General features: G+C 68.4%; 21 protein-coding genes and 1 pseudogene. 10 read left to right on the top strand and 12 right to left on the bottom strand.

Annotated features, from left to right (window positions below; translation table 11 throughout):
- Position 1: 1 nt before the first annotated feature.
- The 3 genes from CSC78_RS05755 to CSC78_RS05745 are packed head-to-tail and all read right to left on the bottom strand — an operon-like array spanning position 2 to position 2798.
- Positions 2-811 (bottom strand): ABC transporter ATP-binding protein, encoded by an 810-nt coding sequence (locus CSC78_RS05755; RefSeq protein WP_162336957.1) that lies wholly within the window; start codon positions 809-811, stop codon positions 2-4.
- 2 nt (positions 812-813) lie between these two features.
- On the bottom strand, positions 814-1929 hold the full coding sequence (locus CSC78_RS05750) for an ABC transporter permease (RefSeq protein ID WP_162336956.1): 1116 nt from the start codon (positions 1927-1929) through the stop codon (positions 814-816).
- Positions 1926-2798 (bottom strand): DMT family transporter, encoded by an 873-nt coding sequence (locus CSC78_RS05745; RefSeq protein ID WP_162336955.1) that lies wholly within the window; start codon positions 2796-2798, stop codon positions 1926-1928. Before CSC78_RS05745 ends, CSC78_RS05750 begins: the two co-directional genes overlap by 4 nt.
- 103 nt (positions 2799-2901) lie before the next feature.
- Here CSC78_RS05745 and CSC78_RS05740 point away from each other — a divergent pair, with 103 nt between their 5' ends.
- Complete coding sequence (locus CSC78_RS05740; RefSeq protein WP_162337066.1) at positions 2902-4149, top strand: threonine/serine exporter family protein; 1248 nt, start codon at positions 2902-2904, stop codon at positions 4147-4149.
- Between the two features lie 72 nt (positions 4150-4221).
- On the opposite strand, the pseudogene CSC78_RS05735 reads toward CSC78_RS05740, so the two are convergent.
- The 4 genes and pseudogenes from CSC78_RS05735 to CSC78_RS05720 all read right to left on the bottom strand — a co-directional run.
- A pseudogene (locus tag CSC78_RS05735) lies at positions 4222-4587 on the bottom strand (H-NS histone family protein); the annotation flags it as partial.
- Between the two features lie 129 nt (positions 4588-4716).
- Entirely contained in the window at positions 4717-6411 is a 1695-nt protein-coding gene (locus CSC78_RS05730) for a proline--tRNA ligase (protein WP_162337065.1), read from the bottom strand.
- Positions 6412-6481: 70 nt separating this feature from the next.
- On the bottom strand, positions 6482-6772 hold the full coding sequence (locus CSC78_RS05725; RefSeq protein ID WP_162336953.1) for a DUF4124 domain-containing protein: 291 nt from the start codon (positions 6770-6772) through the stop codon (positions 6482-6484).
- A gap of 9 nt (positions 6773-6781) precedes the next feature.
- On the bottom strand, positions 6782-7177 hold the full coding sequence (locus CSC78_RS05720) for a DUF4124 domain-containing protein (RefSeq protein WP_162336952.1): 396 nt from the start codon (positions 7175-7177) through the stop codon (positions 6782-6784).
- Positions 7178-7268: 91 nt separating this feature from the next.
- On the opposite strand from CSC78_RS05720, the gene pssA reads away from it, so the two are divergent.
- From pssA to CSC78_RS05695, 5 genes are all read left to right on the top strand, one after another.
- The gene (gene pssA / locus CSC78_RS05715) at positions 7269-8048 is read left to right on the top strand and encodes a CDP-diacylglycerol--serine O-phosphatidyltransferase (protein ID WP_162336951.1); all 780 of its coding nucleotides are present in this window, start codon (positions 7269-7271) and stop codon (positions 8046-8048) included.
- 2 nt (positions 8049-8050) lie between these two features.
- Positions 8051-8485, top strand: a complete 435-nt coding sequence (locus CSC78_RS05710) for an alanine acetyltransferase (RefSeq protein WP_202924131.1) — start codon at positions 8051-8053, stop codon at positions 8483-8485.
- 50 nt (positions 8486-8535) lie between these two features.
- Positions 8536-8991 carry a ribosomal protein S18-alanine N-acetyltransferase gene (gene rimI / locus CSC78_RS05705; RefSeq protein WP_379608863.1) on the top strand — a complete coding sequence of 152 codons (456 nt, stop codon included), beginning with the start codon at positions 8536-8538 and terminating at the stop codon, positions 8989-8991.
- Positions 8992-9127: 136 nt separating this feature from the next.
- Complete coding sequence (locus CSC78_RS05700) at positions 9128-10660, top strand: catalase (protein ID WP_162336948.1); 1533 nt, start codon at positions 9128-9130, stop codon at positions 10658-10660.
- A 77-nt stretch (positions 10661-10737) separates the two neighbouring features.
- Positions 10738-11346, top strand: a complete 609-nt coding sequence (locus CSC78_RS05695; RefSeq protein ID WP_162336947.1) for an ankyrin repeat domain-containing protein — start codon at positions 10738-10740, stop codon at positions 11344-11346.
- Between the two features lie 614 nt (positions 11347-11960).
- Here CSC78_RS05695 and CSC78_RS05685 read toward each other — a convergent pair.
- From CSC78_RS05685 to CSC78_RS05675, 3 genes are all read right to left on the bottom strand, one after another.
- Positions 11961-14735 carry a valine--tRNA ligase gene (locus CSC78_RS05685; RefSeq protein WP_162336946.1) on the bottom strand — a complete coding sequence of 925 codons (2775 nt, stop codon included), beginning with the start codon at positions 14733-14735 and terminating at the stop codon, positions 11961-11963.
- A 132-nt stretch (positions 14736-14867) separates the two neighbouring features.
- Complete coding sequence (locus CSC78_RS05680; RefSeq protein ID WP_162336945.1) at positions 14868-15287, bottom strand: DNA polymerase III subunit chi; 420 nt, start codon at positions 15285-15287, stop codon at positions 14868-14870.
- A gap of 110 nt (positions 15288-15397) precedes the next feature.
- Positions 15398-16882, bottom strand: a complete 1485-nt coding sequence (locus CSC78_RS05675) for a leucyl aminopeptidase (protein WP_162336944.1) — start codon at positions 16880-16882, stop codon at positions 15398-15400.
- Between the two features lie 129 nt (positions 16883-17011).
- Between CSC78_RS05675 and lptF the strand changes: the two genes are divergently transcribed.
- Both lptF and lptG read left to right on the top strand, forming a co-directional pair.
- The gene (gene lptF / locus CSC78_RS05670) at positions 17012-18091 is read left to right on the top strand and encodes an LPS export ABC transporter permease LptF (protein WP_162336943.1); all 1080 of its coding nucleotides are present in this window, start codon (positions 17012-17014) and stop codon (positions 18089-18091) included.
- Positions 18088-19191: an LPS export ABC transporter permease LptG gene (gene lptG / locus CSC78_RS05665; RefSeq protein ID WP_162336942.1), complete on the top strand. Its 1104-nt coding sequence runs from the start codon at positions 18088-18090 to the stop codon at positions 19189-19191. The genes lptF and lptG overlap by 4 nt, the downstream gene beginning before the upstream one ends.
- A gap of 61 nt (positions 19192-19252) precedes the next feature.
- On the opposite strand, the gene fosX is transcribed toward lptG, so the two are convergent.
- Complete coding sequence (fosX, locus tag CSC78_RS05660) at positions 19253-19657, bottom strand: FosX/FosE/FosI family fosfomycin resistance hydrolase (protein WP_162336941.1); 405 nt, start codon at positions 19655-19657, stop codon at positions 19253-19255.
- A 16-nt stretch (positions 19658-19673) separates the two neighbouring features.
- Positions 19674-20147 carry an RDD family protein gene (locus tag CSC78_RS05655; protein ID WP_162336940.1) on the bottom strand — a complete coding sequence of 158 codons (474 nt, stop codon included), beginning with the start codon at positions 20145-20147 and terminating at the stop codon, positions 19674-19676.
- Between the two features lie 160 nt (positions 20148-20307).
- On the opposite strand from CSC78_RS05655, the gene xerD reads away from it, so the two are divergent.
- Together xerD and CSC78_RS05645 are read left to right on the top strand one after the other, a co-directional pair.
- A complete protein-coding gene (gene xerD / locus CSC78_RS05650; protein ID WP_162336939.1) occupies positions 20308-21261 on the top strand; it encodes a site-specific tyrosine recombinase XerD in 954 nt (317 codons plus the stop codon).
- Between the two features lie 108 nt (positions 21262-21369).
- Entirely contained in the window at positions 21370-22203 is an 834-nt protein-coding gene (locus CSC78_RS05645; protein ID WP_162336938.1) for a DsbC family protein, read from the top strand.
- Positions 22204-22256 lie beyond the last annotated feature (53 nt).

The following is a 22256-nucleotide window of genomic DNA, read 5'->3' as shown; positions in this document are numbered from 1 at the left end:
ATCAGACCGCCGTTTGCGAAGTGAGGGGCCGGGAGGCCTGCTGTCCGCTGCGCGCGGCGCGCGCGCGCGGACCGTGGAAGTATTCCTGTACCCAGGGATGATCGAACTGTTCGACCTCCTCGATGGGTGCCGCCGTGATCACCCGCTTGTCGGCCAGCACCGCGACGCGGTCGCAGATCGCATACAGCGTGTCGAGGTCGTGGGTGATCAGGAAGACCGTCAGGCCCAGTGCTTCCTGCAGCGTCTTGATCAGCCGGTCGAACGCGGCGGCACCGATGGGGTCGAGGCCCGCCGTGGGTTCGTCGAGGAACAGCAGCGGCGGGTCCAGCGCCAGCGCACGTGCCAGGCCGGCACGCTTGCGCATGCCGCCGGACAATTGCGATGGCAGCTTGTTCAGCGCGTCGGCCGGCAGGCCGGCCAGCTTCACCTTCAGCAGCGCCAGCTCGTAACGCCAACTGTCGGGCAGCTCGGGGTGATGTTCCTTCAGCGGCACCTGCACGTTCTCGCCGACCGTCAGCGACGAGAACAGCGCGCCGTCCTGGAACAGCACGCCGGTGTTGCGTTCGATGTGCTGCCGCGCAGCCGGATCTTCCGAACGGGCATCCTCGCCCAGCACGGTGATCTGGCCCTCGTTCGGCTGGCGCAGGCCGAGGATCGAGCGCATCAGCACCGATTTGCCGGTACCGGAGCCGCCGACCACGCCGATGATCTCGCCACGGCGCACGTCCAGGTCGAGGTCTTCGTGCACGGTCTGTTCGCCGAAGCGGTTGACCAGGCCGCGCACCTGGATGATGGGGGTGTCGTCGGCCATGCTCACCAGTCCATGTGCATGAACCACAACGCGGCCAGCGCGTCGATCATGATGACCAGCGAAATCGTCTGCACCACGCTGGACGTGGTGCGCTCACCGACCGACTGCGCGGTGCCTTCCACGCGCAGGCCCTCCAGGCAGCCGATCAGGCCGATCACCAGCGCGAATACCGGCGCCTTGGACAGGCCGACGAGGAAATGCTTCACCTCGATGGTGTCGTGCATGCGGGCGATGTACATCTGCGGCGGGATGCCCAGGTCGAAGGCGCCCACGGTAACGCCGCCGGCCAGGCCGGCCATCATCGAGATGAAGGTCAGCAGCGGCAGCATCACCAGCAGCGCGATCAGGCGCGGGATGACCAGCAGGTCGATCGGGTCCAGCCCCAGCGTGCGGATCGCGTCGATCTCCTCGCGGCTCTTCATCGCGCCGATCTGCGCGGTGAACGCCGACGCGGTACGGCCGGCCAGCACGATGGCGGTCATCAACACCGCGAATTCGCGCAGGAAGGCGATGCTGACCAGTTCCACCACGTAGATCTCCGCGCCGAAGTCGCGCAGCACGGTGGAGCCGAGGAAGGCGATCACCGCGCCCACCATGTACGACAGCAGGATCACCAGCGGCACGGCGTCCAGGCCGACGGCTTCCATGTGCGCCACGGTGGCGGTGGGGCGGAAGCGGCGCGGCTCCTTGACCATGCGCACCAGCTTGACCAGGTTCTCGCCGGTGAAGCTGAGCAGGGCGATGATTTCCTGCTTGTTCTCGTGCACGCGGAAGCCCAGCCGCGACAGGGCGGCCAGGAAGCCGTAGTCGCGCTTGCGCGGCGGGCGGTCGTCGGCGACGTCCTCGATGGTGCTGACCAGCGCTTGGTGGTCCTGGCGGAATGCGATGTCCGAAGGCTCCATGCCGCGGCGCTTGGCGAAGCGCAGCAGCTGCAGCACGCCGGCGGAGTCGATGCGGTTGATCGCGGTGGCATCGAGCCGGTTGACGGTCTCCGGCAGCGTCTTCAGCTGCTCGGCCACCGTCAACGCGCTCGCGAGCGTCCAGTCGCCCGCCAGCTTCACGCGCTGGGGGTCGCCGGGATCTGCTTCGTACTGCGGGCGGGCAAGGGTGGGGGTCATGGCGTCGCTCGGCCAAGGAGCATACAGGCTATCCCGGTGAACGTTAGCAGCACGCCGGTGAAGGCCCTGCGGCCCAGCGGTTCACGCAGCCACAACGCGGCCAGCAGCACGAGGAATACCGAGGCGCACTCGTTGAGGATCGCCGCCACCGAGGCGCTGGTGTACTTGTAGCCGCCCAGCCACAGCACCATCGACAGGCCTTGGCCGATGAGCGCGGCGAGTACCAGACGGTGCCAGGGCACGTCGCGGGGGACGAAGTGCATGCGCTTGCGCATGGCGGGCAGGGCGGCCAGCAGCGCCAGGCCGGCGACGGCGCCGACCAGGCGCAGCAGCGTCACCCACAGCAGCGGCTGCGTTTCCAGGGTGCGCTTCACCATCACGATGGCCACGGCCATCAAGGCGATGGCGAGCAGGCCGAGCAGCACGCCGCGTGCGGTGTGCTGGGGATGCGTACGCCATTCGCCGGGTGGCCGGCTGACCAGCAGCACGCCCATCGCCACCAGCGCGAAGCCCAGCCACTGGGCACCGCCGAGGCGCTCATCGAGGAAGACGAAGCCCAGCACCAGGACCAGCGGGCTGTAGAGGTTGCCGATGACGCCCATGCGCCCGGCGCCGAGCTCGTTGAGCGCACGGAAGTACAGCGTGTCGGCCAAGGCGATGCCGATGATGCCGCTGGCCAGCACGATCGCCACGTCGCGCGCGGGCAACGCGGGCCATGCACCGGCGTACACGAGGACGGCGACCGGCGCGAGCACGGCCAGCACCAGTCCGTTCTTCAGCAGGTTGAGCGCCAGTGGCGGCAGATGCGCGCCGAGTTGGCGCGCCAGGATCACGCCGACCGCCCACGCGGCCGCGCTGCCCAGTGCCATGGCTTCGCCGATCCCCACCTTGCCCCCTGCCCCCGTCGTCCGCGCACAGTGTAAGCGGCCCCGCATGAAGCCATCGCACGCGAGCTTGGGCGATACTGTGCCGATGGCCGACGACATGCTGACCACCGCCACCTATGCCCAGCGCATCGCCTTCGTCTGCGAGATCGCCGGCCGCCTGCACAGCTACGGCACCACCGCGCAGCGGCTGGAAGGCACGGTGGTCGGCCTGTCCCAGCGTCTGGGGCTGGACTGCGAGCCGTGGTCGAATCCGACCGGCCTGATCCTGAGCTTCAGCGATCCGTCGCGCCCGCTCGGGGCCAGCGACAGCACGCGCGTGATCCGGCTCGCGCCGGGCGAGACCGACCTGCACAAGCTCAGCGAGGCCGACCGCATCGCCGACGCGGTGTCGTCGGGGGAAATGAGCATCGCGCAGGGACACACCGCGCTTCGTGCGCTTGATCGCAAGCCAAGCTGGCGCTGGCGTGCCATGCAGATCTTCGCCTCGGGCCTGGCCGCCGCCGCGGTGGCCGGCCTGTGGCGGCTGCCGTGGCTGGACATGGCCACGGCCGGCCTGATCGGCGTGATCATCGGCGTGCTGGGCGAACTGATCGCGCGGCGGCCGAAGATGAAGGAGGCCAGCGATGCGATCTCGGCGCTGGTCGCCGGGTTTGTGGCGATCCTGGTGGCGAACTTCATCGCGCCGCTGAACCTCAACACGGTGATCATCGCCTCGCTGATCGTGCTGCTGCCCGGCATGGCGCTGACCAACGCGGTGAACGAACTGACCAGCCAGCACCTGGTGTCGGGGGTGGCGCGGTTCGCCGGCGCGATGGCCACGGTACTCAAGCTGACGGTCGGCAGCATGATCGCGGTGACGCTGGCGCAGCTGGTGGGCCTGTACCCGGACGTGCGCGCCTCGCGGCCGCAGCCCGAATGGGTCGAGTGGGTCTCGATGGTGTTCGCCGCCTACGCGTTCGCCGTGCTGTTCAAGGCGCACAAGCGCGACTACTTCTGGGTGATGGCGGCGGCGATCGCCGGCTACAGCATCTCGCGCTATGCCGGCCAGACCTGGGGCAGCCCGGTGGGCATCTTCCTGTCGGCGCTGACGCTGACCGCCGCCGGCAATGCGTTCGCACGATGGGCCAACCGTCCCGGCGCCCTGATCCGCGTGCCCGGCATCCTGATGCTGGTGCCGGGCAGCACCAGCCTGCGCGGCCTGCTGACGCTGGTGCAGCAGCAGGACGTGGGCGTGGGCCAATCCGCCCTGCTGGCGGTCACCAACGTGGTGATGGCGCTGGTCGCCGGCCTGCTGTTCGGCAACCTGCTGATTTCCTCTCGAAAGAATCTCTGAGACCGCCACGCATCGCAAAAGAAAACGGGAGGCCTGGCCTCCCGTTTTCGTGTCGTTCGTCGGCGATTACTTCTTCCTGATCAGGAAGTCGTCGGCCTTCTTGCCCTTCGCGATCAGGGCCGCCATCCAGCGCGGGTGCTTGCCGCGGCCGGTCCAGGTTTCCTTCGGGTTGGCCGGGTTGCGGTACTTCGGCGCCACCTTGCCGAGCTTCTTGCCAGCGCGCGGACCCGGCTTGGTCGCCGGCGCCTTTGCGCTGCGGGTACCGGGCGTGCCGAACAACTCGTCCAGCGTGTAGCCCTCGGCCTTGGCGAACTTGGTGATCTTGCCGCGCACCGTGGCGATGGGCGTGCGCTTGGCCAGCTTGGTCTGCTGTTCCTTGGCCTTGGCAATCAGGGCGCCAAGTTCCTTGGCGGACAGGTTACGCAGGTCGATCGACATCAACTATCTCCAGTCAGGAAGGGAAAGGCCCGTCCTTGGCAGAGTCCCGATGATAATGACGAGTTAATCGCGGTACAAATCGTCACGCTGCGTGAGCGCGCGGCCGCGCCCACGCTTCAGCATGCGACATCAGCCGCGCAGTCGAGCGAGCAATTCGTCGCGGCCGATGTTCTCGGCCTCGGTCGCACGACGCGCGCGGTATTCGAACGTCCCCGCCGCCAGGCCGCGCTCCGAAACGACGACGCGGTGCGGGATGCCGATCAGTTCGATGTCGGCGAACATCGCACCGGGCCGCAGGCCACGGTCGTCCAGTACCGCTTCGATGCCCGCGGACTGCAATTCCCCCAGCAACTGCTCGGCGGCGGCATTCACGGCCGCATCGTTCTTCGGATTGATCATGCACACGGCGACCGTCCACGGCGCCATCGGCACGGGCCAGATGATGCCGTTGGCGTCGTGGTTCTGCTCGATGGCCGCCGCGACGATGCGCGACACGCCGATGCCGTAGCACCCCATCGCGGGCGCGGCGGCCTTGCCGGTTTCGTCCAGCACAGTGAACTTCATCGCCTCGCTGTACTTGCGGCCAAGCTGGAACACGTGGCCCACCTCGATGCCGCGCACCAGGCGGATCTCGCCACCATCGGCGGCCTTGTCGCCTTCGATCACATTCCGGATGTCGGCCACGGTCTCCGGTTCGGGCAGGTCTCGGCCCCAGTTGACGCCGGTGAGGTGGAAACCGGCCTCGTTGGCACCGACGACGAAATCCGCCATCGCCGCCACGTCGCGGTCGGCGACCACGCGGATCGCCTGCTTCGCGCCGATGGGGCCGAGGAAACCGGGCTCGCTGCCCAGATGGGCCTGGATCTCGGCCTCCGTCGCCAAGCGGTAGTCGGCCATGCCGGCGACCTTGCCCAGCTTGATCTCGTTGACCGCGTGGTCGCCGCGCACCAGCGCGAGCACGAAGCCCGCCTCCGTCATCACCGCGACCGACTTGACCGTGCGCTGCAGCGGGAGGCCGAGCAGCGCCGCGACGTCCTCGCAGGTCTTCTGCGTGGGCGTGGCGACCTTGGTCATGGCTTCGGTGGCTGCGCCGCGCGGGGCGGGCTCGGCGGCCTGCGCCTTTTCGACGTTGGCGGCGTAGTCCGAGCCGGTGGAGAACGCGATGGAATCCTCGCCGGACTCGGCCAGCACGTGGAATTCCTGCGAGGCATCGCCGCCGATGGCGCCGCTGTCGGCCTGCACCGCGCGGAAGTCCAGGCCAAGGCGGGTGAAGATGCGCGTGTACGCCGCATGCATGTTGCGGTACTCGCGGGCGAGATCCTCGTCGGTGATGTGGAAGGAGTAGGCGTCCTTCATCACGAACTCGCGTGCGCGCATCACGCCGAAGCGCGGACGGATCTCGTCACGGAACTTGGTCTGGATCTGGTAGAAGTTGACCGGCAGCTGCTTGTAGCTGGACAACTCTTGGCGCGCGAAGTCGGTGACGGCTTCCTCCGCGGTGGGGCTGTAGCAGAACTGCTGTTCCTTGCGGTCGGTGATCTTCAGCAACTGGCCGCCGAACTTCTCCCAGCGGCCGGTCTCTTCCCACAACTCGCGCGGCTGGATGGTCGGCATGATCATCTCGATCGCGCCGGCGTTGTCCATTTCCTCGCGCACCACCGTCTCCACCTTGCGCAGCACGCGCAGGCCCAGCGGCGACCAGGTGTACAGGCCGGCGGCCAGCTTGCGGATCATGCCGGCGCGCAGCATCAGCTGGTGGCTGACCAGTTCGGCGTCGGCCGGGGTTTCCTTGGTGGTGCGGAGGTGGAACTGCGACAGACGCATCGGCATGGGGATCCGGGAGGGACGAATCGGCTATTTTGCCAGCCTTGGCCGCGGGCGGGGCGGGCGAGGGTCAATCCGTATCGGCGGGTGCCGCGTCGCCGCTCACGCGGATGCCGGTAGGCGTGTCGCGGTCGATGCGCTCGTAACGGCGGCCTTTCGGCGGCTGATCGGTGATCTGCAGCACGCCGGCGTCGTCGCGCCAGCGGTACAGCGATGGGCGGGCATCACGGGCCTGCGCGGCGGCGGCCTGTTCTGCAGCGGCCTGCTTGCGTGCGGTGGTGTCGGGCGATTCGCGGGACAGCCACCAGGCGGTGCCGACGCCCAGCGCGACGCCTGCCACGATCGCCGGCCAGGCGCGCATCCGGTGCGATCAGGTGCCGGCGGACGTGCAGTAGGCCTTTACCGCGGCCTCGGCGAGGTTGCGCTGGTTCTCGCGGCCGGTGTCGTCCAGCACCGTGTCAGGCTTGCCGTCGCCATCGGTGTCCTGCTGGATGGGACCCTTGGTGGCGCCGAGGATCTGCAGGTTGGCGCGCGCGCTGGCGCACTGCGGGTTGTCGACCGGCTTGCCCGCGGGCTGGGCGACCTCCGCGGCCGCGGCCCCGTACTGGTTGATGCGCCGGTTCTGCACGGTCTGGTTGGGCGGCGGGCTGTCCGAATAATGGGTCACGCCGTTCTTGTCCTTCCACTGGTAGACCTGCTGGGCCTGTACGGTGGTGGCGGTCGCCAGGCAGAGCGCCAGCACGGCAAGGCAGGACAGGAGGCGCATGGGAAGCTCCGGATCGCGGGAGGCCCGATTGCAGCATCCCCCGGGCGCGCAGGCAAGCCGGCCGGGGGAGCGCTGGGCTAAACTGCGACCCATGAACGAAATCAAGCCGCCCCCGCGCTCGCGGGGGATCTACCTGTTGCCCAACCTGTTCACCACCGCCGGCCTGTTCGCGGGGTTCTTCGCGATCATCGCCGCCGCCAACGGCCAGTTCGTCAATGCCGCCATCGCGGTGTTCGTGGCGGGGCTGATGGACGGGATCGACGGCCGCGTGGCGCGGCTGACCGGCACCAGCAGCGAATTCGGCGTGCAGTACGACTCGCTGGCCGACCTGGTCAGTTTCGGCCTGGCGCCGTCGCTGGTGATGTACCACTGGTCGCTGTCGGCGCTGAAATTCGACAGCACGGTGATGGGACGGGTCGGCTGGGTGGTGGCGTTCCTGTACGCGGCCTGCGCGGCGCTGCGGCTGGCCCGCTTCAACACCCAGGTGGGCACGGTGGACAAGCGCTGGTTCGTCGGCCTGGCCAGTCCGGCGGCGGCGGGCCTGATGATGTCCTTCGTCTGGGCGTTCGCGGACGGCGAACTGGGCTGGACCGGCGAGGAACTGCGCTACGTCGCGCTGGCGGTCACGCTGGTTGCCGCGCTGCTGATGGTCAGCCGCATCCGCTTCTGGAGTTTCAAGGGCACGGGCGAGGGCGGAGCGAAGGCCGACCGCATCCCGTTCGTGGTGCTGGCGCTGGTGCCGCTGGTGCTGGCGATCCTCTTCATCGATCTGCCGCGCACGCTCTTCGCGGTGGGCGTGGTGTACGCGCTGTCCGGCCCGGGCTACTGGCTGTGGCAGCGCCTGCGCCGGCAGAAGGACGCCGCAGCGTGAGCCTGGGGGCGGACCGGCTGTGGTCGGCCGAGCAGCAGGGTTGGCTGCGCGCGCTGGGCCATGCCGTCTACCTGCCGGCGGACTGGCCGACCGAGGCCGGCGCGCCGGTGGTCGCGGAGGCCCCTGCCGTACGTGAAGAGACACCTGCGCCGGCGCCTGCTTCCGTTGCACCGCGCGCTCGTCCGCCTGCACGCGACGCCATCGACACCGCGCCGCCCGCGCGGCGAGCATCGCCCGCGCCGCGGACCGGCGGTGCGAAGCTGCCCGACCGCCTGCATTTCGCGCTGATCCGCGCCTCGGGCTGCAATCCGAATGCGCCCGGTGCCGCGGAACTGTTCGCACAATGGCCGTCCTCCAGCGAGTTGCGCGGCAATCCGGCCGCCAAACGCGCGCTTTGGCCCACGCTACGGCGGCTGCGGCGGGGCACGCCGACGTGAGCGCGCTGGGCGTCGAGGCCTCACCGGTGTCCACGTCCAGCCTGCGGCCGATGCGCGAGGGCGACCTCGACGCGGTGATGGCCATCGAGCAGCGCGCGTATCCGTTCCCGTGGACACGCGGCATCTTCAAGGACTGCCTGAAGGCCGGTTACCCGTCGTGGGTCATGACCGAGCACGGCCTGGTGATCGGCTACGGCCTGCTGAGCATCGCCGCCGATGAAGCGCACGTACTGAACATCTGCATCGCGCCCGAGCGACAGGGCCGTGGTCTCGGTCGCCATCTGCTGCGTGCGCTGGTGAAGATCGCGCGCAACCACCGTGTGCAGCGCGTGTTCCTGGAAGTGCGTCCGTCCAACCCGGGCGCGATCGTGCTGTACCACAGCGAAGGCTTCAACGAGATCGGCCGCCGCCCGCGCTACTACCCGGCGAAGGACGGTCGCGAGGACGCGCTGGTGATGGCGATCGAACTGGTCGCCGACGACATCACCGCGATGCCGCCACTGTAGGGCGGCACGGCCCCGCTTCGCGCGCACGGCGCGGAATGCCGCATAGCCGGGTGCTATGGCGGCCATGAGAACAAACGATTATCCAAGCCGGCACAGCTCCGGCATCGTGCGGTCCCCATCCACCGGAGACCACCACATGATCCGACGAACCCCTTTCGTCCTGCTTTCCCTGGCCGCCCTGTCAGTCGCCGCATCCACATCCGTGCACGCCACGCCCCCGCTCACGCGCGACAACGGTGCGCCGGTGGGCGACAACCAGAACTCGCAGACCGCCGGCGAAGACGGTCCGGTGCTGCTGCAGGATGTCCATCTGGTGCAGAAGCTGCAGCGTTTCGCGCGCGAACGCATTCCCGAGCGCGTGGTGCATGCGCGCGGCACCGGTGCGCATGGCCACTTCACCGTCACCGGCGACATCTCCAGGCACACCCGCGCCAAGCTGTTCCAGCCCGGTGCCGTCACGCCGGTGTTCGTGCGTTTCTCCACGGTGATCCACGGCAACCATTCGCCCGAAACGCTGCGCGATCCGCGGGGCTTCGCGACCAAGTTCTACACGACCGAAGGCAACTGGGACCTGGTCGGCAACAACCTGCCGGTGTTCTTCATCCGCGATGCGATCAAGTTCCCGGACATGGTGCATGCGCTGAAGCCGAGCCCCGACACCAATATCCAGGATCCGGCGCGCGTGTTCGACTTCTTCTCACACGTGCCCGAGGCCACCCACATGCTGACCCGCGTGTATTCGGACTACGGCACGCCGCGCAGCTACCGCGAGATGGACGGCAACGGCGTGCATGCCTACAAGCTGGTCAACGACCGCGACGAATACGTCTACGTGAAGTTCCGCTGGGACAGCCGGCAGGGCGAGCACACCCTGTCCGCGGCCGAGGTCGAGCAGGTGCAGGGGCGCGACTTCAACCATCTGTCCAGCGACCTGATGAAGGCCATCGAGCGGGGCGATCATCCGCAGTGGGACCTGTACGTGCAGGTGCTGGCGCCGGACCAGCTGGACGACTTCGATTTCAATCCGCTCGACGCGACGAAGGTCTGGACCGGCGTGCCCGAGATCATGGTGGGCACCATGACGCTGGACCGCAATCCGGCCAACATCTTCCAGGAGACCGAGCAGTCCGCCTTTGCGCCGGCCAACCTGGTGCCGGGCATCGAGCCGTCCGAGGACCGGTTGCTGCAGGGGCGCGTGTTCTCCTACGCCGATACGCAGTTGTATCGCGTGGGCACGAACGTCCAGCAGCTCCCGATCAACGCGCCGCGCATCCCCGTGAACAGCAACAACCAGGACGGCGCGCTGAACGCCGGTGCGCGGCTGGGCAAGGTCAACTACGAACCGTCGCGGATCGCACCCCGCCCCGCCCTGGAGCACGCACGCGCGAGCGCGTTGCCGTTGCAGGGCAGCACCCAGCAGGCGCGCATCGGCAAGACGCTGAATTTCCGCCAGGCGGGCGAGTTCTATCGCGCCTTGAACGCCACCGGACGCCGCAATCTGGTGGCCAACCTGGCGGGCGACCTGCGCCACGTCGATGACGACACCACGCGCTACGCGATGCTGTCGTACTTCCACAAGGCCGATCCGGAGTACGGCACACGGCTGGCGCAAGCGCTCGGAAGCGATGTGACGCGCGTGCAGGCGTTGTCCGCGGCGTTGTCCGAATGAGGTCTCCGATGCTCCACCCCCGGCGATATCGGGAATCCTCGGCGCCTGCACCTTCCTTCCGCAGGTCGCTGTGCTGCGTGCTCGCTGTGGCGGCTTGCCTGTGCGGGGCTCCGACCGCGCTGGTCGCCGCGTCGCCCGTCCATGCGCCGCCAGCAGCCCACGTTGCGCCATCGGCGATCGACGAAGCCCTGGCGGCTGCGGTCCGTGCGGGTGACGTCGATGCATTGCGGATGGCGCTGGCATCGGGTGTCGACGTGGATGCACGTGATGCGCGTGGTTCCACCCTGCTGATCCTGGCGACGTACTACGGACACGAAGCACTGGTCGACGTCCTGCTCGAGGCGGGCGCGTCGCCGAATGCCGCCGATGCCGCACGCGGCAACACGGCGCTGATGGGGGCGATCTTCCGTGGCGAGGACGCGGTTGCGCATCGCTTGCTGGCCGATCCGCGCACCGACCCGGACCAGCGCAACCATGCGGGCCAGACGGCGGCGATGTTCGCGGCGCTGTTCGGTCGTACCGGCATGGTCGCGGCGCTGGCGGAGCGTGGTGCGGATTTCAGCGTGGCCGATGCGCAGGGCGAAACGGCGGAGACGCTGGCGCGCAAGCAGGGCAACGAGGCGCTCGCGGACAAACTGGCTCGGCACGCGGGCCGCGCGCCGCCGGGCTCGAAGCCGCCTCCCTAGCGCGCGAGGGCCGAAGTCGATCCCCTGATGCCCCCGTGGACCTTGGCAATGGGAAGGCCCCGTCCCGGCGCCGCAGTCGGCAGGCGGATGGGCGTGGACGGGATGGCATCGTCGTGCTGCCACCGAGTAGAGCGGAGCTTGCTCCGCCGCGTTCCTGCCGGACCATGAACATCCGAAAGCGTGCGGCGTCGAGCGAGCTCGACGCTACGACCCATGATCGGCCGTCGTCCGTGCCATTGCCCGGCCCGCGACGGCGGCGAGGACGCGCTGGTGATGGCGATCGGACGGGTTGCCGACGACAGCACCACGCTGCCGCTGCTATAGGGCGGGCCCTGGCCCGCCATCGCGCCACCAAGCCAAAACCATCCGGCCGTCATCCCGGCGAAGGCCGGGATCCAGCGACTTTACGGCCGTAAAACCAAGACGCTGTGCTGCTTCAAGGCCAGGGCACGGGATCCCGGCTTTCGCCGGGATGACGGAGAAGCACCATCAGGCCGGCATCTGCCCGTCATTCCCGCGAACGCGGGAATCCCTCGTGACTCTGGCTGTGCTGAAGAAACAACGGCAACGTCAACGTGGATCCCGGCGTACGCCGGGATGACGACGGCGTGTCGTCAGCCCAACTTCGCGCGCTGCCCGTGCAGGGCGGCGAGCTGGTTGCTCCAGTCGACCAGGCGCTGGCGCTCCTGTTCGACCACGGCCGGCGGCACCTTGTCGGTGAACTTGGCCAGCTTGGCTTCGCTCTTGTCCTTCTCGCCGGCGACGCGGGCGATCTCCTTGTCCAGGCGCGCGCGCTCGGCGTCCAGGTCGACCAGGCCTTCCAGCGGCACCAGCAGCTTCAGCTCACCGACCACGGCAGCCGCGGAGGCGGGTGCATCGGTGCCCGCGTCCAGCCATGCGATGTCGTCCAGCTTCAGCAGGAACGACAGCGACGAAGCGAAGCGCGCGATGCGGGCGCGGTCTTGCGGGTTGCCATCCTGCAGCAGCAGGCGGACGGTCTTGCCCGGGGAGACATTGAGTTCGCTGCGCACGCGGCGCAGCGTGGAGACCATCGTCTTCAGCCATTCGACGTCGGCTTCGGCCTGCGCGTAATCCTGGCCGGCGAAGTCGCTGGAGACCGGGTAGGGGCGCAGCGACACGGTGCCGCCGTCGATGCCCAGTTTCGGCGCGACCTGCTGCCACAGTTCCTCGGTGACGAACGGGGTCAGCGGATGCAGCAGGCGCAGCAACGACTCCAGCACGTACAGCAGCGTGTGGCGCGTGCTGTCGGCAGCCGCGGCGTCACCACCATTCAATGCAGGCTTGGCCAGTTCGACGAACCAGTCGCAGAACTCGTTCCAGGCGAACTCGTACAGCGCCTGCGACAGCAGGTCGAAGCGGTAGGCGGCGAATTGCGTGCCCGCCTCGGCGGTGACCTTGGCCAAGCGTGAGAGGATCCAGCGCTCGGCATCGGTCTTCGGCTGCGGCGCGCCGCTGGCGGTGAAGCCGTCGGTGTTCATCAGCACGAAACGCGTGGCGTTCCACAGCTTGTTGCAGAAGTTCTTGTAGCCCTCGGCGCGGCCCATGTCGAACTTGATGTCGCGGCCGTGCGTCGCCAGCGCGGCGATGGTGAAGCGCAGCGCGTCGGCGCCGTGCGGCACGATGCCGTCCGGGAATTCCTTGCGCGTGGCCTTCTCGATCTTCTCGGCCATCTTCGGCTGCATCAGGCCGCCGGTGCGCTTGGCCACCAGGTCTTCCAGCGAGATGCCATCGATGATGTCGAGCGGGTCCAGCACGTTGCCCTTCGACTTGGACATCTTCTGGCCGTCCTTGTCGCGGATCAGGCCGGTCATGTAGACGTCGCGGAACGGCACCTGGCCGACGAAGCTGTCGGTGGCCATGACCATGCGCGCCACCCAGAAGAAGATGATGTCGAAGCCGGTGACCAGCACCGACGACGGCAGGTAGCGGTCGAAGCCGCGCGCGGCCATCGCCTGGGTGTCCGGCCAGCCCATCGTGCTGAACGGCCACAGCTGCGAGGAGAACCATGTCTCCAGCACGTCGCTGTCCTGCGTCAGCGCGACATCGGCGGACAGGCCGGCCTTGGCGCGCGCTTCGGCCTCGTCGCGGCCGACGTAGCAGGTGCCTGCCTCGTCGAACCAGGCCGGGATGCGGTGGCCCCACCAGAGCTGGCGGCTGATGCACCAGTCCTGGATGTTCTCCATCCAGTGGCGGTAGGGGGTGATCCAGTTCGGCGGGACGAATTTCACCTTTCCGGACTCGACGAGTTCGAGTCCGCGCTTGGCCAGGCCGTCCATCTTCACGAACCACTGGTCGGTCAGGTAGGGCTCGATCACCTGGTTGGTACGGTCGCCGCGCGGCACCTGCAGCTTGTGCGGCTTGGTCTCGACCAGCAGGCCGAGGTCTTCCAGATCCGCGAGCACCACCTTGCGCGCCTCGTAGCGGTCCAGGCCGCGGTACTTCTCCGGCGCGTTCTCGTTGATCGCCGCGGTCGGCGTCAGCAGGTTGATCAGCGGCAGGTTGTGGCGCAGGCCGACCTGGTAATCGTTGAAGTCATGCGCAGGCGTCACCTTCACCACGCCGGTGCCGAACTCGCGGTCGACGTAGTCGTCGGCGATGATCGGGATCTCGCGCTCGGTCAGCGGCAGCTTCACCGTCCTGCCGATCAGGTGCGCGTAGCGCTCGTCCTCCGGATGCACCATCACGGCGGTGTCGCCGAGCATGGTTTCCGGACGCGTCGTCGCCACGACCAGCGAACCGCTGCCGTCGGCGAGCGGGTATTCGATCGACCACAGGAAGCCGTCTTCCTCGACGTTCTCCACTTCCAGGTCGGAGATCGCCGTCTTCAGCACCGGGTCCCAGTTGACCAGGCGCTGGCCGCGGTAGATCAGGCCCTGCTGGTGCCAGCGCACGAAGGCCTCGATGACCGCCTTCGACGCGTCGTCGTCCATGGTGAACGTGCTGCGCGACCAGTCGCCCGACGCGCCCATGCGGCGCATCTGGCGTTCGATGGTGTCGCCGGACTGTGCCTTCCATTCCCAGACCTTGGCGATGAAGCCGTCGCGGCCCAGCGAGTCGCGGGTCTCGCCGTTGCCTTCCAGTGCCAGGTTGCGGCTGACCACCATCTCGGTCGCGATGCCGGCATGGTCGGTGCCCATCTGCCACAGCGTGTCGTAGCCGCGCATGCGGTGGTAGCGCACCAGCGCGTCCATCAGCGTGTGCTGGAACGCATGGCCCATGTGCAGCGTGCCGGTGACGTTCGGCGGCGGCAGCAGTACGGTGTACGGCTCACCTTTGCCGCTGGGCGTGAAGTAGCCGGCGGCCTCCCATTGCGCGTACAGGCGGGATTCGAAGGATTTCGGGTCGTAGCTGGAGGCGAGGTCGGTCATGGGATTCCGAGGGAATGTTTGAGTCGTCATCCCGGCGAACGCCGGGATCCATGTTGATCTTGCCTTTGCGTTGTCTGGCGGGAACCACAGCAACGGCAAAATGGATTCCAGCTTGCGCTGGAATGACGGGTGTTACATGTCGTGCTTGTTCACTTCAAAGCCGCGCGCCTTGTACTGCTTCCAGCGCTCACGCAGCGGTTCGCGTGCGGACGGATCCGCCGGCACCACTTCCAGCACGCGCTCGCAGGCGCCGGTGAAGGCGTCGTCGCGCAGGTTGATCACCAGCGCCCGCGCCGGCACATCGATATCGGGCGTGGCGATCAGCACGGGCGTCAGCTCGTCTTCCTCGTCGCCGGCGATCTGGTGTGGGATGTAGGCGTCCGGATCGAACTCCCACAGCAATTCGTCCAGTTCCTCCGCCTGCGCCGCATCGCGCGCCAGCACCAGCGTCCACTGGTTGCTGTCGTAGGCCTTGCGGGCCAGTTCGCAGACCAGCTTCAGCGGTTCCTCGAGGAACCGCGGCTTGGCGATCAGGTAGAAGTCGGCGCGCATGAGAGCCGTGATTCGTGATTAGGGATTGGTGATTGGCGAGGGCAAGGCATGGCGTTCGGGATTCTTGAGATGGCTGAGTTCTTGCGAATCACCAATCACCAGATCACGAATCACGCGGCGCCACCTGCGCGATCCAGCAGCCACTGGCTCAGCAGGCCGACCGGGCGACCGGTGGCCATGCCGCGCTTGCCTTCGTCGTTGGCCACGCCGGCGATGTCCAGGTGCGCCCAGCGCTGGCCTTCGGTGAAGCGGGCCAGGAAGCAGCCGGCCGTGATCGCGCCGGCCCAGCGGCCGCCGATGTTGTAGACGTCGGCAAAGCTGGATTCCAGCTGGGTCTGGTACTCGTCCCACAGCGGCAGGCGCCAGGCGCGGTCGAATACGGTCTCGCCGGCGCCCAGCAGCTCGTTGCTGAGGTCGTCGTGCTTGCTCATCAGGCCGCTGGCGTAGCGGCCCAGCGCCACGATGCAGGCGCCGGTCAGCGTGGCGACGTCGACCAGCGCGGCCGGCTTGAAGCGCTCGGCGTAGGTCAGCGCATCGCACAGGATCAGGCGGCCTTCGGCGTCGGTGTTGCCGACCTCGATGGTCTTGCCGGACATGCTGGTGATGACGTCGGACGGGCGATAGGCATTGCCGTCGATCGCGTTCTCCACCGCCGGCACGATCACCACCAGGTTCAGCGGCAGCTTCATCTTCACGGCGGCCACGAAGGTGCCGATGACGCTGCCGGCACCCAGCATGTCGTACTTCATTTCCTCGATGCCGCCCTGCGTCTTCAGGTTGACGCCGCCGGTGTCGAAGGTGATGCCCTTGCCGACCAGCACGTAGGGCTTGGCGTCGGCATCCGTCGCACCGTTCCACTTGAGCACGATCAGGCGCGGACGGTTGACCGAGCCGCGGGCGACGGCCAGCAGCGAGCCCATGCCCAGCGCTTCCATCTGCGCCTCGTCGAGGATCTCGGCTTCGGCGCCGTTCTCCGAGGCGAACGCCTGCGCCTGCTCGGCCAGGTAGGCCGGGTTGCAGATGTTCGGCGGCAGGTTGCCCAGTTCGCGGGTGACCTGCACGCCGGCGGCGATCGCGATGCCCTGCGCCAGCGCCTGCTCATCGTCGCCGCTGACGGCGAAGGACGTCAGGCCCGGGTCGTCGTTCTTCTTCTTGCCCAGCGTGGCGGTGTAGCGGTAGCAGGCGTGGTCGGCGGCGATCACCGCCTGGCGGATCTTCCACGCTGCGTCGCGGTCCTTGACCGTCACTTCCGAGAGGGTGAACAGCGCGCTGCGGACCGGGCCGAGCTTCAGGGTCCGTGCGGCATCGCCGATGGCCTTCAGGTACTGCGCCACGCCGAACTTGGCGGTTTCGCCCAGGCCCACCACCAGCACGCGCGGCGCGGTCACGCCCGGCAGGTCGTGCAGCAGGGTGGTCTTGCCGGTCTTGCCGCCGATGTCGCCCCGCTGCAGCAGCGCCGACAGCTTGCCACCGCTGGCCGCGTCCACCGCCTGGCCGGCCGAGGTCAGGCTCTTGTCGGCGTAGGCGCCTACCACGACGCAGTCGACGCCGGCTTGGGCGGGGGCGTCATGGTTCAGGGTGAATTCCAGCGTCATTGATCAGATTCCCGGTTCAGTTACGTACAATCGCGGGCCGGATGAAGGTGGCGGATGCCATCCCGGACCGCAGAGACCGCCGCCGCAGATGCGGCGCACAAGCCCGAGATTGTAAATCAAGCCCCCCTGATGCCGAAGCTGGACCGCTACCTCTTCCGGGAATTCACCCAGAGCTTCCTGGCCACCCTGATCATCCTGTTGATGGTCAGCGTGGGCGGCGTGATGGCGGACCTGCTGGGCGACGTGGCCGACGGCAAGGTGCCGGCGCGGCTGCTGTTGTCCCAACTGGGCCTGCAGTTCATCAATTACATGCCCTACATCATCCCGCTGGCGCTGATGCTGGGCCTGCTGCTGGCGTTCTCGCGCCTGTACCGGGATTCGGAAATGGCGGTGCTGACGGCGGCCGGCATCGGGCCGCGCCGCCTGCTGCGGCCGCTGATGATGCTGGTGGTGCCGGTCGTGATCGCGGTCGGCCTGTGCTCGCTGTGGCTGGGCCCGTGGGCGCTGCGTACCGCGCAGACCATGCTGGAACACGCCAACCGCAGCCTGGTGGTGTCGGGCCTGGATGCCGGCAAGTTCACCGTGCTGTCCAGCGGTGCCGTGGTGTACGTCAGCGCGCTGTCGCCCGACGGCACCGGCCTCAGCAAGGTGTTCATGCATCGTGCGAACGAGGGCCGCATCGACGTGGTGACGGCCAAGTCCGGGCAGATGTTCTTCGAAGGCGAACGCAACCGCTACCTGCGCCTGGACGATGGCTTCCGGGTCGAGGGTCCCGATGGTGCGGGGCTGGATTACCGCCTGATCCGCTACAAGTCCAACGAGGTCGCGCTGCCGGACCGCGCCGACACGCTGGACAAGGACGATCCCGAGCTGCTGACCACGCCGCAGCTGCTGGCCGACCCACGCCCGGATGCGAACGCGCAGTTGCACGCGCGCCTGACGCCGCCGCTGCTGGCGCTGGCGTTCGCGCTGCTGACGCTGCCGCTGTCGCGCAGTTCACCGCGGCAGACCCGCTACGGACGGGTGATGCTGGGCTTCCTGGCCTATCTGGTCGGCATCAGCCTGATGTTCAATGGCACCCAACTGCTGGCCGACGGCAAGCTGCCGGGCCTGGCCGGCCTGTGGTGGCTGACCTTGCCGCTGCTCGCGGCGGGCCTCTGGTTCTATCTGCGTGACGGCCAGCTGTCGCGGCCGCGGAGGCGCGCATGAGGCTGTTGCCGCGCCTGCACGACACCTACGTGGGCCAGGTCGTTCTGGTCACCGTGCTGCTGACTTGGGCGGTGCTCGTCGGCCTGGACGTGGTGATGGCGCTGTCAGGCGAGATCGGCGATCTGGGTACAGGCAACTACACCTTCGGCCATGCGGTCGCGTGGGTGCTGTACACCGTGCCGCGCCGTGCCTACACGATGTTCCCCACGGCGGCCGTGATCGGTTCGCTGATGGGCCTGGGCCAGTTGGCCGCCAGTTCCGAACTGACCGCGCTGCGCGCGCTGGGCCTGTCGCGCCTGCGCCTGAGCGTGTCGGTCGCCGCGGCGCTGGGCATCCTGACCGTGCTGATGGTGTTCAGCGGCGAAACGCTGGGGCCGTGGGGTCAGCGCCAGGCCGACGTACTGAAGATGGCCGCGCGCACCGGCAATGTCGCGATGGACCGCTACTCGGGTCTGTGGGCGCGCGAAGGCAACACCTTCCTGTATGCCCAGAGCGGTGAAGAGAAGGCGCAGGCCGACGGCAAGGTGGCGCTGCAGCTGCGCGACGTGCGCATGTACGAGCTGGCCGACGACGGTCGGCTGGCCTCGATCGCGCATGCCGCCACCGCCGAACACCTGGACGGCTACTGGCTGCTGAAGAACGTGCGCCGCACCACCTTCAAGGAACGCTCTGCCGTGCAGACCACGGTGCTGGGCGAGCGCTGGGAGTCGGAGCTGGACGCGGCGGTGCTGTCGTCCAGCCTGGTACGCGCACGCAACATGCCCAGCCACGAGCTGAGCCAGAACATCGACTACCGCAAGCGCAACGGGCTGGACGCGCGCGACTACGAGGACCAGTACTGGGCGCGCTGGTTCTATCCGCTCAACGTGCTGGCGCTGTGCCTGGCCGCCATCCCGTTCGCCTTCGGCAGCCTGCGCAGCGGCGGCACGGGCAAGCGGCTGTTCCTCGGCATCGTGTTCGCGGTCGGCTTCTACGTGCTGCAGACGATGTTCGTGCGGTTGGCCGGCGCCTTCCGGCTCGATTACCGCCTCGCCTACGCGATCCCGCCATTCGCCCTGCTGGGCATTTCCTGGCTGATGTTCCGGCGCAGGAGCCGCTGATGCATCGGTCAGCGGACGGGCATGGCCCGGCGCTGGTCGCATCCGGACTGCCTGGATGCCTTCATCGCCCGTCCGCGTAGCGCGCCAGCCGCTGCTCCAGCGTGCCGGTGTGCAACTCGAACAGATGATTGTCGAAGTCGTAGAAGTACAGCGACAGGCCCTCGCCCTCCACGCGTTCGCGTGGGGGGCGGATATCGACGCCAAGCGCCTCGAGTCTGTCCCGGTAGCGGGATAGGTCGGGCTCGCTTACCGCAAAGGCGACATGCTGGTACGAGCGCTCTGCAGGCGGCTCGCCCTCCATGGCCGCCAGCCAGGTGTCTCCGAGGACGAAGAATTTCTCGCGCGACAGCGAGAAATTCCGGTGCGCGCTGTCGTACACCTCCCGCGCGCCCAGACCCTCGCACAGGAACGTCGCCATGCGATCGAGATCGCGGACGATGAAGGTCAGGTGGCTGATGCCTTTCATCGGTACCCGCGCGGCCTCAACGCGGGCGCTTCGGCAGCCGCACCAGGCGCGTGCCGCTGAAGCGGTCGTGGAAGGCCAGCCGGTCGCGGTCCAGCCATGCCCACCAGAAGCCCAGGCCCACGGCCAGCATCGACAGCGTCGCCAGTGCATAGCGGCGCCACAACGCGGCCAGCGTCGGCGCGCCGCCGTCGGCCGCGATCACCTTCAACCGCCATGGCCGCATGCCCAGGGTCTGTCCGCCACGCAGCCAGCTGAAGGTGGCGTACAACCCGGCAACGCCCCAGCAGCAGCTCCACAGCAGCCACCACATCAGGCTGTAGGGCTCGATGTTGTGGCGGACGTTGTCGCTGATCACCACGTCGACGAGGACGAACGGAATGGCCACGGCGAGCCACATCGCCAGCACCGGCCAGACATCGTAGAGCAGGGCGAGCAGGCGCCAGCCGATCAGGGCACGGGGTTTTTCGGGCGTGGAGGCGGGTTCCGTCATCGCGACAGGATACCGGCTAACCCCAGGCAACCTCCCTTGGTGTTGTGGGAGCGACGTCAGTCGCGATGGTCGATCCGGCGGGGCCTCTTTTCGCGACTGACGTCGCTCCCACAGGAAGCCGGTGCACCCCGGCAGCGGGTGCATCGCCTAAGCTTCCCGCATGACTGCCCGCACGCCCGCCGATCGCCGCCAGCAGGCGATCGCCCTGCCACCTGTTCCGGATGCCGACGCGCCGGACATCGCGGCTTTCCTCGACGCCATCTGGGCCGAAAGCGGTCTCGCGCGACCGACCCTGGACAGCTACCGGCGCGACCTGGAGGGCTTCGCGCGCTGGCGCAACGGTCGCGAGGGCGGCCTGGCGGCGGCGGATCGTGCCGCGCTGTTCGACTACCTGGCGTGGCGCACGCGCGAAGGCTATTCGCCACGCAGCAATGCACGCCTGCTGTCCGCCCTGCGTGCCTTCTTCGCCCATCGCCTGCGCCGCGGCCTGCGCCGCGACGACCCGACGGCGCTGCTCGAGCCGCCGCGCCTGCCGCGCTCGCTGCCCAAGGCGCTGGCGGAAACCGAGATCGACGCACTGCTGGCCGCACCGGACATCGCCTCGCCGCTAGGGCTGCGCGACCGCGCCATGCTGGAGCTGATGTACGCGGCCGGCCTGCGGGTCAGCGAACTGGTCACGCTGCCGGCGACGGCGGTCAACCTTCGGCAGGGCGTATTGCGGGTCACCGGCAAGGGCAGCAAGGACCGGCTGGTGCCGTTGGGCGAGGAGTCCCAGCACTGGCTGGAAACCTATCTGGCGCAGTCGCGGCCGGCGCTGGCAGGCAAGCGCAGCGTCCCGTTCCTGTTCGTCGGTGCCACCGCCGAGCCACCGACCCGGCAGCAGTTCTGGGCCTTGGTGAAGCGCTATGCCGCCGCGGCCGGGATCGATCCGGTCCGCATCAGCCCGCACGGGCTGCGGCACAGCTTCGCCACCCACCTGCTGAACCGTGGCGCCGACCTGCGGGCCCTGCAATTGCTGCTGGGGCACAGCTCGCTGTCGACCACCCAGATCTACACGCTGGTCGCGCGCGAACACCTCAAACAGCTGCATGGGCGGCACCATCCGCGCGCGTGAGCCATGTCACGCTGGCGCACGGTTAAGCCGCCCCGCCGCCGCCCTGTGCCAGAATCGCGGCCTGTTCCTGCCAGCCAGCCGCCCTGCGGCCACTCCCGGATGCCCTTGATGCCTCGCCTGATCACCGCCGCCCTGCTGGGTGCCCTGAGCCTGACTGCCTGCGCCCAGGCCCCGCAGCCGCCCGCCAAGCAGGAGGCCGCCGCCGCGCCGGCCCCGGCCCCCCAGTTGAAGCCGGGACAGGGCGCCACGCCGGATGAGCGCGCGCGCTCCGCGGTGGCGCAGCTCAACCCGCGTGCCCAGGTCGATTATGTCGGCGCGGCCCCGCTGCCGGGCTTCCGCGAGGTGATCGCCGGCGGGCAGCTGCTGTACATCAGCGACGACGGCCGTTACCTGATGCAGGGCGCGGTGATCGACCTGCAGCAGCAGGAAGACGTGATGCAGAACAGCGCTGCGCTGGCGCAGTACCGCACCAAGCTCATCGCCACCATCCCGCATGGCGAGAAGATCGTGTTCGCGCCGCCGAACGCCAAGTACACGGTCACCGTGTTCACCGACATCGAGTGCGGCTACTGCCGCAAGCTCCACGAGGAGATCGCCGAGATCAACCGCCAGGGCATCGCGGTGGAATACCTCGCGTTCCCGCGCATGGGCCTGGGCAGCCAGGACCACAAGGACATGATCTCGGTCTGGTGCGCCCCGGACCGCAAGCGCGCGCTGACCGACGCCAAGGCCGGCAAGTCGATCCCGTCGCGCGACTGCAAGAACCCCGTGACCATGGAGTTCGACGTCGGCCAGCGCGTCGGCGTGAGCGGTACCCCGGCGATCTTCTCGGCTGAAGGCATCCAGCTGGGCGGTTACCTGCCGCCGACCGCGCTGCGGGCCAAACTGGACGAACTGGCCGCGAAAAAGGCCCCGGCCGCCGCCGCAGGTGCCGCTCCCTGATCCGAAACGAAGCCGGCCCCGCGCCGGCTTCGCTACAATAGCGGGCCCCGTCC

This window comes from Pseudoxanthomonas japonensis, from assembly GCF_010093445.1.
Lineage (GTDB): Bacteria > Pseudomonadota > Gammaproteobacteria > Xanthomonadales > Xanthomonadaceae > Pseudoxanthomonas_A > Pseudoxanthomonas_A japonensis.
The sequence above is the reverse complement of the archived record's forward strand: the minus strand, read 5'-3'. Positions and strand labels throughout refer to the sequence as shown.

Excerpts from the sequence above, each read along its gene's own strand:
- CSC78_RS05655 (WP_162336940.1), bottom strand. The coding sequence starts at position 20,147 with ATGACGGAACCCGCCTCCACGCCCGAAAAACCCCGTGCCCTGATCGGC.
- CSC78_RS05700 (WP_162336948.1), top strand. The coding sequence starts at position 9,128 with ATGATCCGACGAACCCCTTTCGTCCTGCTTTCCCTGGCCGCCCTGTCA.
- lptF (WP_162336943.1), top strand. The coding sequence starts at position 17,012 with ATGCCGAAGCTGGACCGCTACCTCTTCCGGGAATTCACCCAGAGCTTC.
- CSC78_RS05645 (WP_162336938.1), top strand. The coding sequence starts at position 21,370 with ATGCCTCGCCTGATCACCGCCGCCCTGCTGGGTGCCCTGAGCCTGACT.
- fosX (WP_162336941.1), bottom strand. The coding sequence starts at position 19,657 with ATGAAAGGCATCAGCCACCTGACCTTCATCGTCCGCGATCTCGATCGC.
- CSC78_RS05740 (WP_162337066.1), top strand. The coding sequence starts at position 2,902 with ATGGCCGACGACATGCTGACCACCGCCACCTATGCCCAGCGCATCGCC.
- CSC78_RS05725 (WP_162336953.1), bottom strand. The coding sequence starts at position 6,772 with ATGCGCGCCTGGCCGGCGATCGTGGCAGGCGTCGCGCTGGGCGTCGGC.
- CSC78_RS05680 (WP_162336945.1), bottom strand. The coding sequence starts at position 15,287 with ATGCGCGCCGACTTCTACCTGATCGCCAAGCCGCGGTTCCTCGAGGAA.
- CSC78_RS05750 (WP_162336956.1), bottom strand. The coding sequence starts at position 1,929 with ATGACCCCCACCCTTGCCCGCCCGCAGTACGAAGCAGATCCCGGCGAC.
- CSC78_RS05745 (WP_162336955.1), bottom strand. The coding sequence starts at position 2,798 with ATGGCACTGGGCAGCGCGGCCGCGTGGGCGGTCGGCGTGATCCTGGCG.
- CSC78_RS05675 (WP_162336944.1), bottom strand. The coding sequence starts at position 16,882 with ATGACGCTGGAATTCACCCTGAACCATGACGCCCCCGCCCAAGCCGGC.
- CSC78_RS05730 (WP_162337065.1), bottom strand. The coding sequence starts at position 6,411 with ATGCGTCTGTCGCAGTTCCACCTCCGCACCACCAAGGAAACCCCGGCC.
- CSC78_RS05685 (WP_162336946.1), bottom strand. The coding sequence starts at position 14,735 with ATGACCGACCTCGCCTCCAGCTACGACCCGAAATCCTTCGAATCCCGC.
- lptG (WP_162336942.1), top strand. The coding sequence starts at position 18,088 with ATGAGGCTGTTGCCGCGCCTGCACGACACCTACGTGGGCCAGGTCGTT.
- pssA (WP_162336951.1), top strand. The coding sequence starts at position 7,269 with ATGAACGAAATCAAGCCGCCCCCGCGCTCGCGGGGGATCTACCTGTTG.
- rimI (WP_379608863.1), top strand. The coding sequence starts at position 8,536 with ATGCGCGAGGGCGACCTCGACGCGGTGATGGCCATCGAGCAGCGCGCG.
- CSC78_RS05720 (WP_162336952.1), bottom strand. The coding sequence starts at position 7,177 with ATGCGCCTCCTGTCCTGCCTTGCCGTGCTGGCGCTCTGCCTGGCGACC.
- CSC78_RS05755 (WP_162336957.1), bottom strand. The coding sequence starts at position 811 with ATGGCCGACGACACCCCCATCATCCAGGTGCGCGGCCTGGTCAACCGC.
- xerD (WP_162336939.1), top strand. The coding sequence starts at position 20,308 with ATGACTGCCCGCACGCCCGCCGATCGCCGCCAGCAGGCGATCGCCCTG.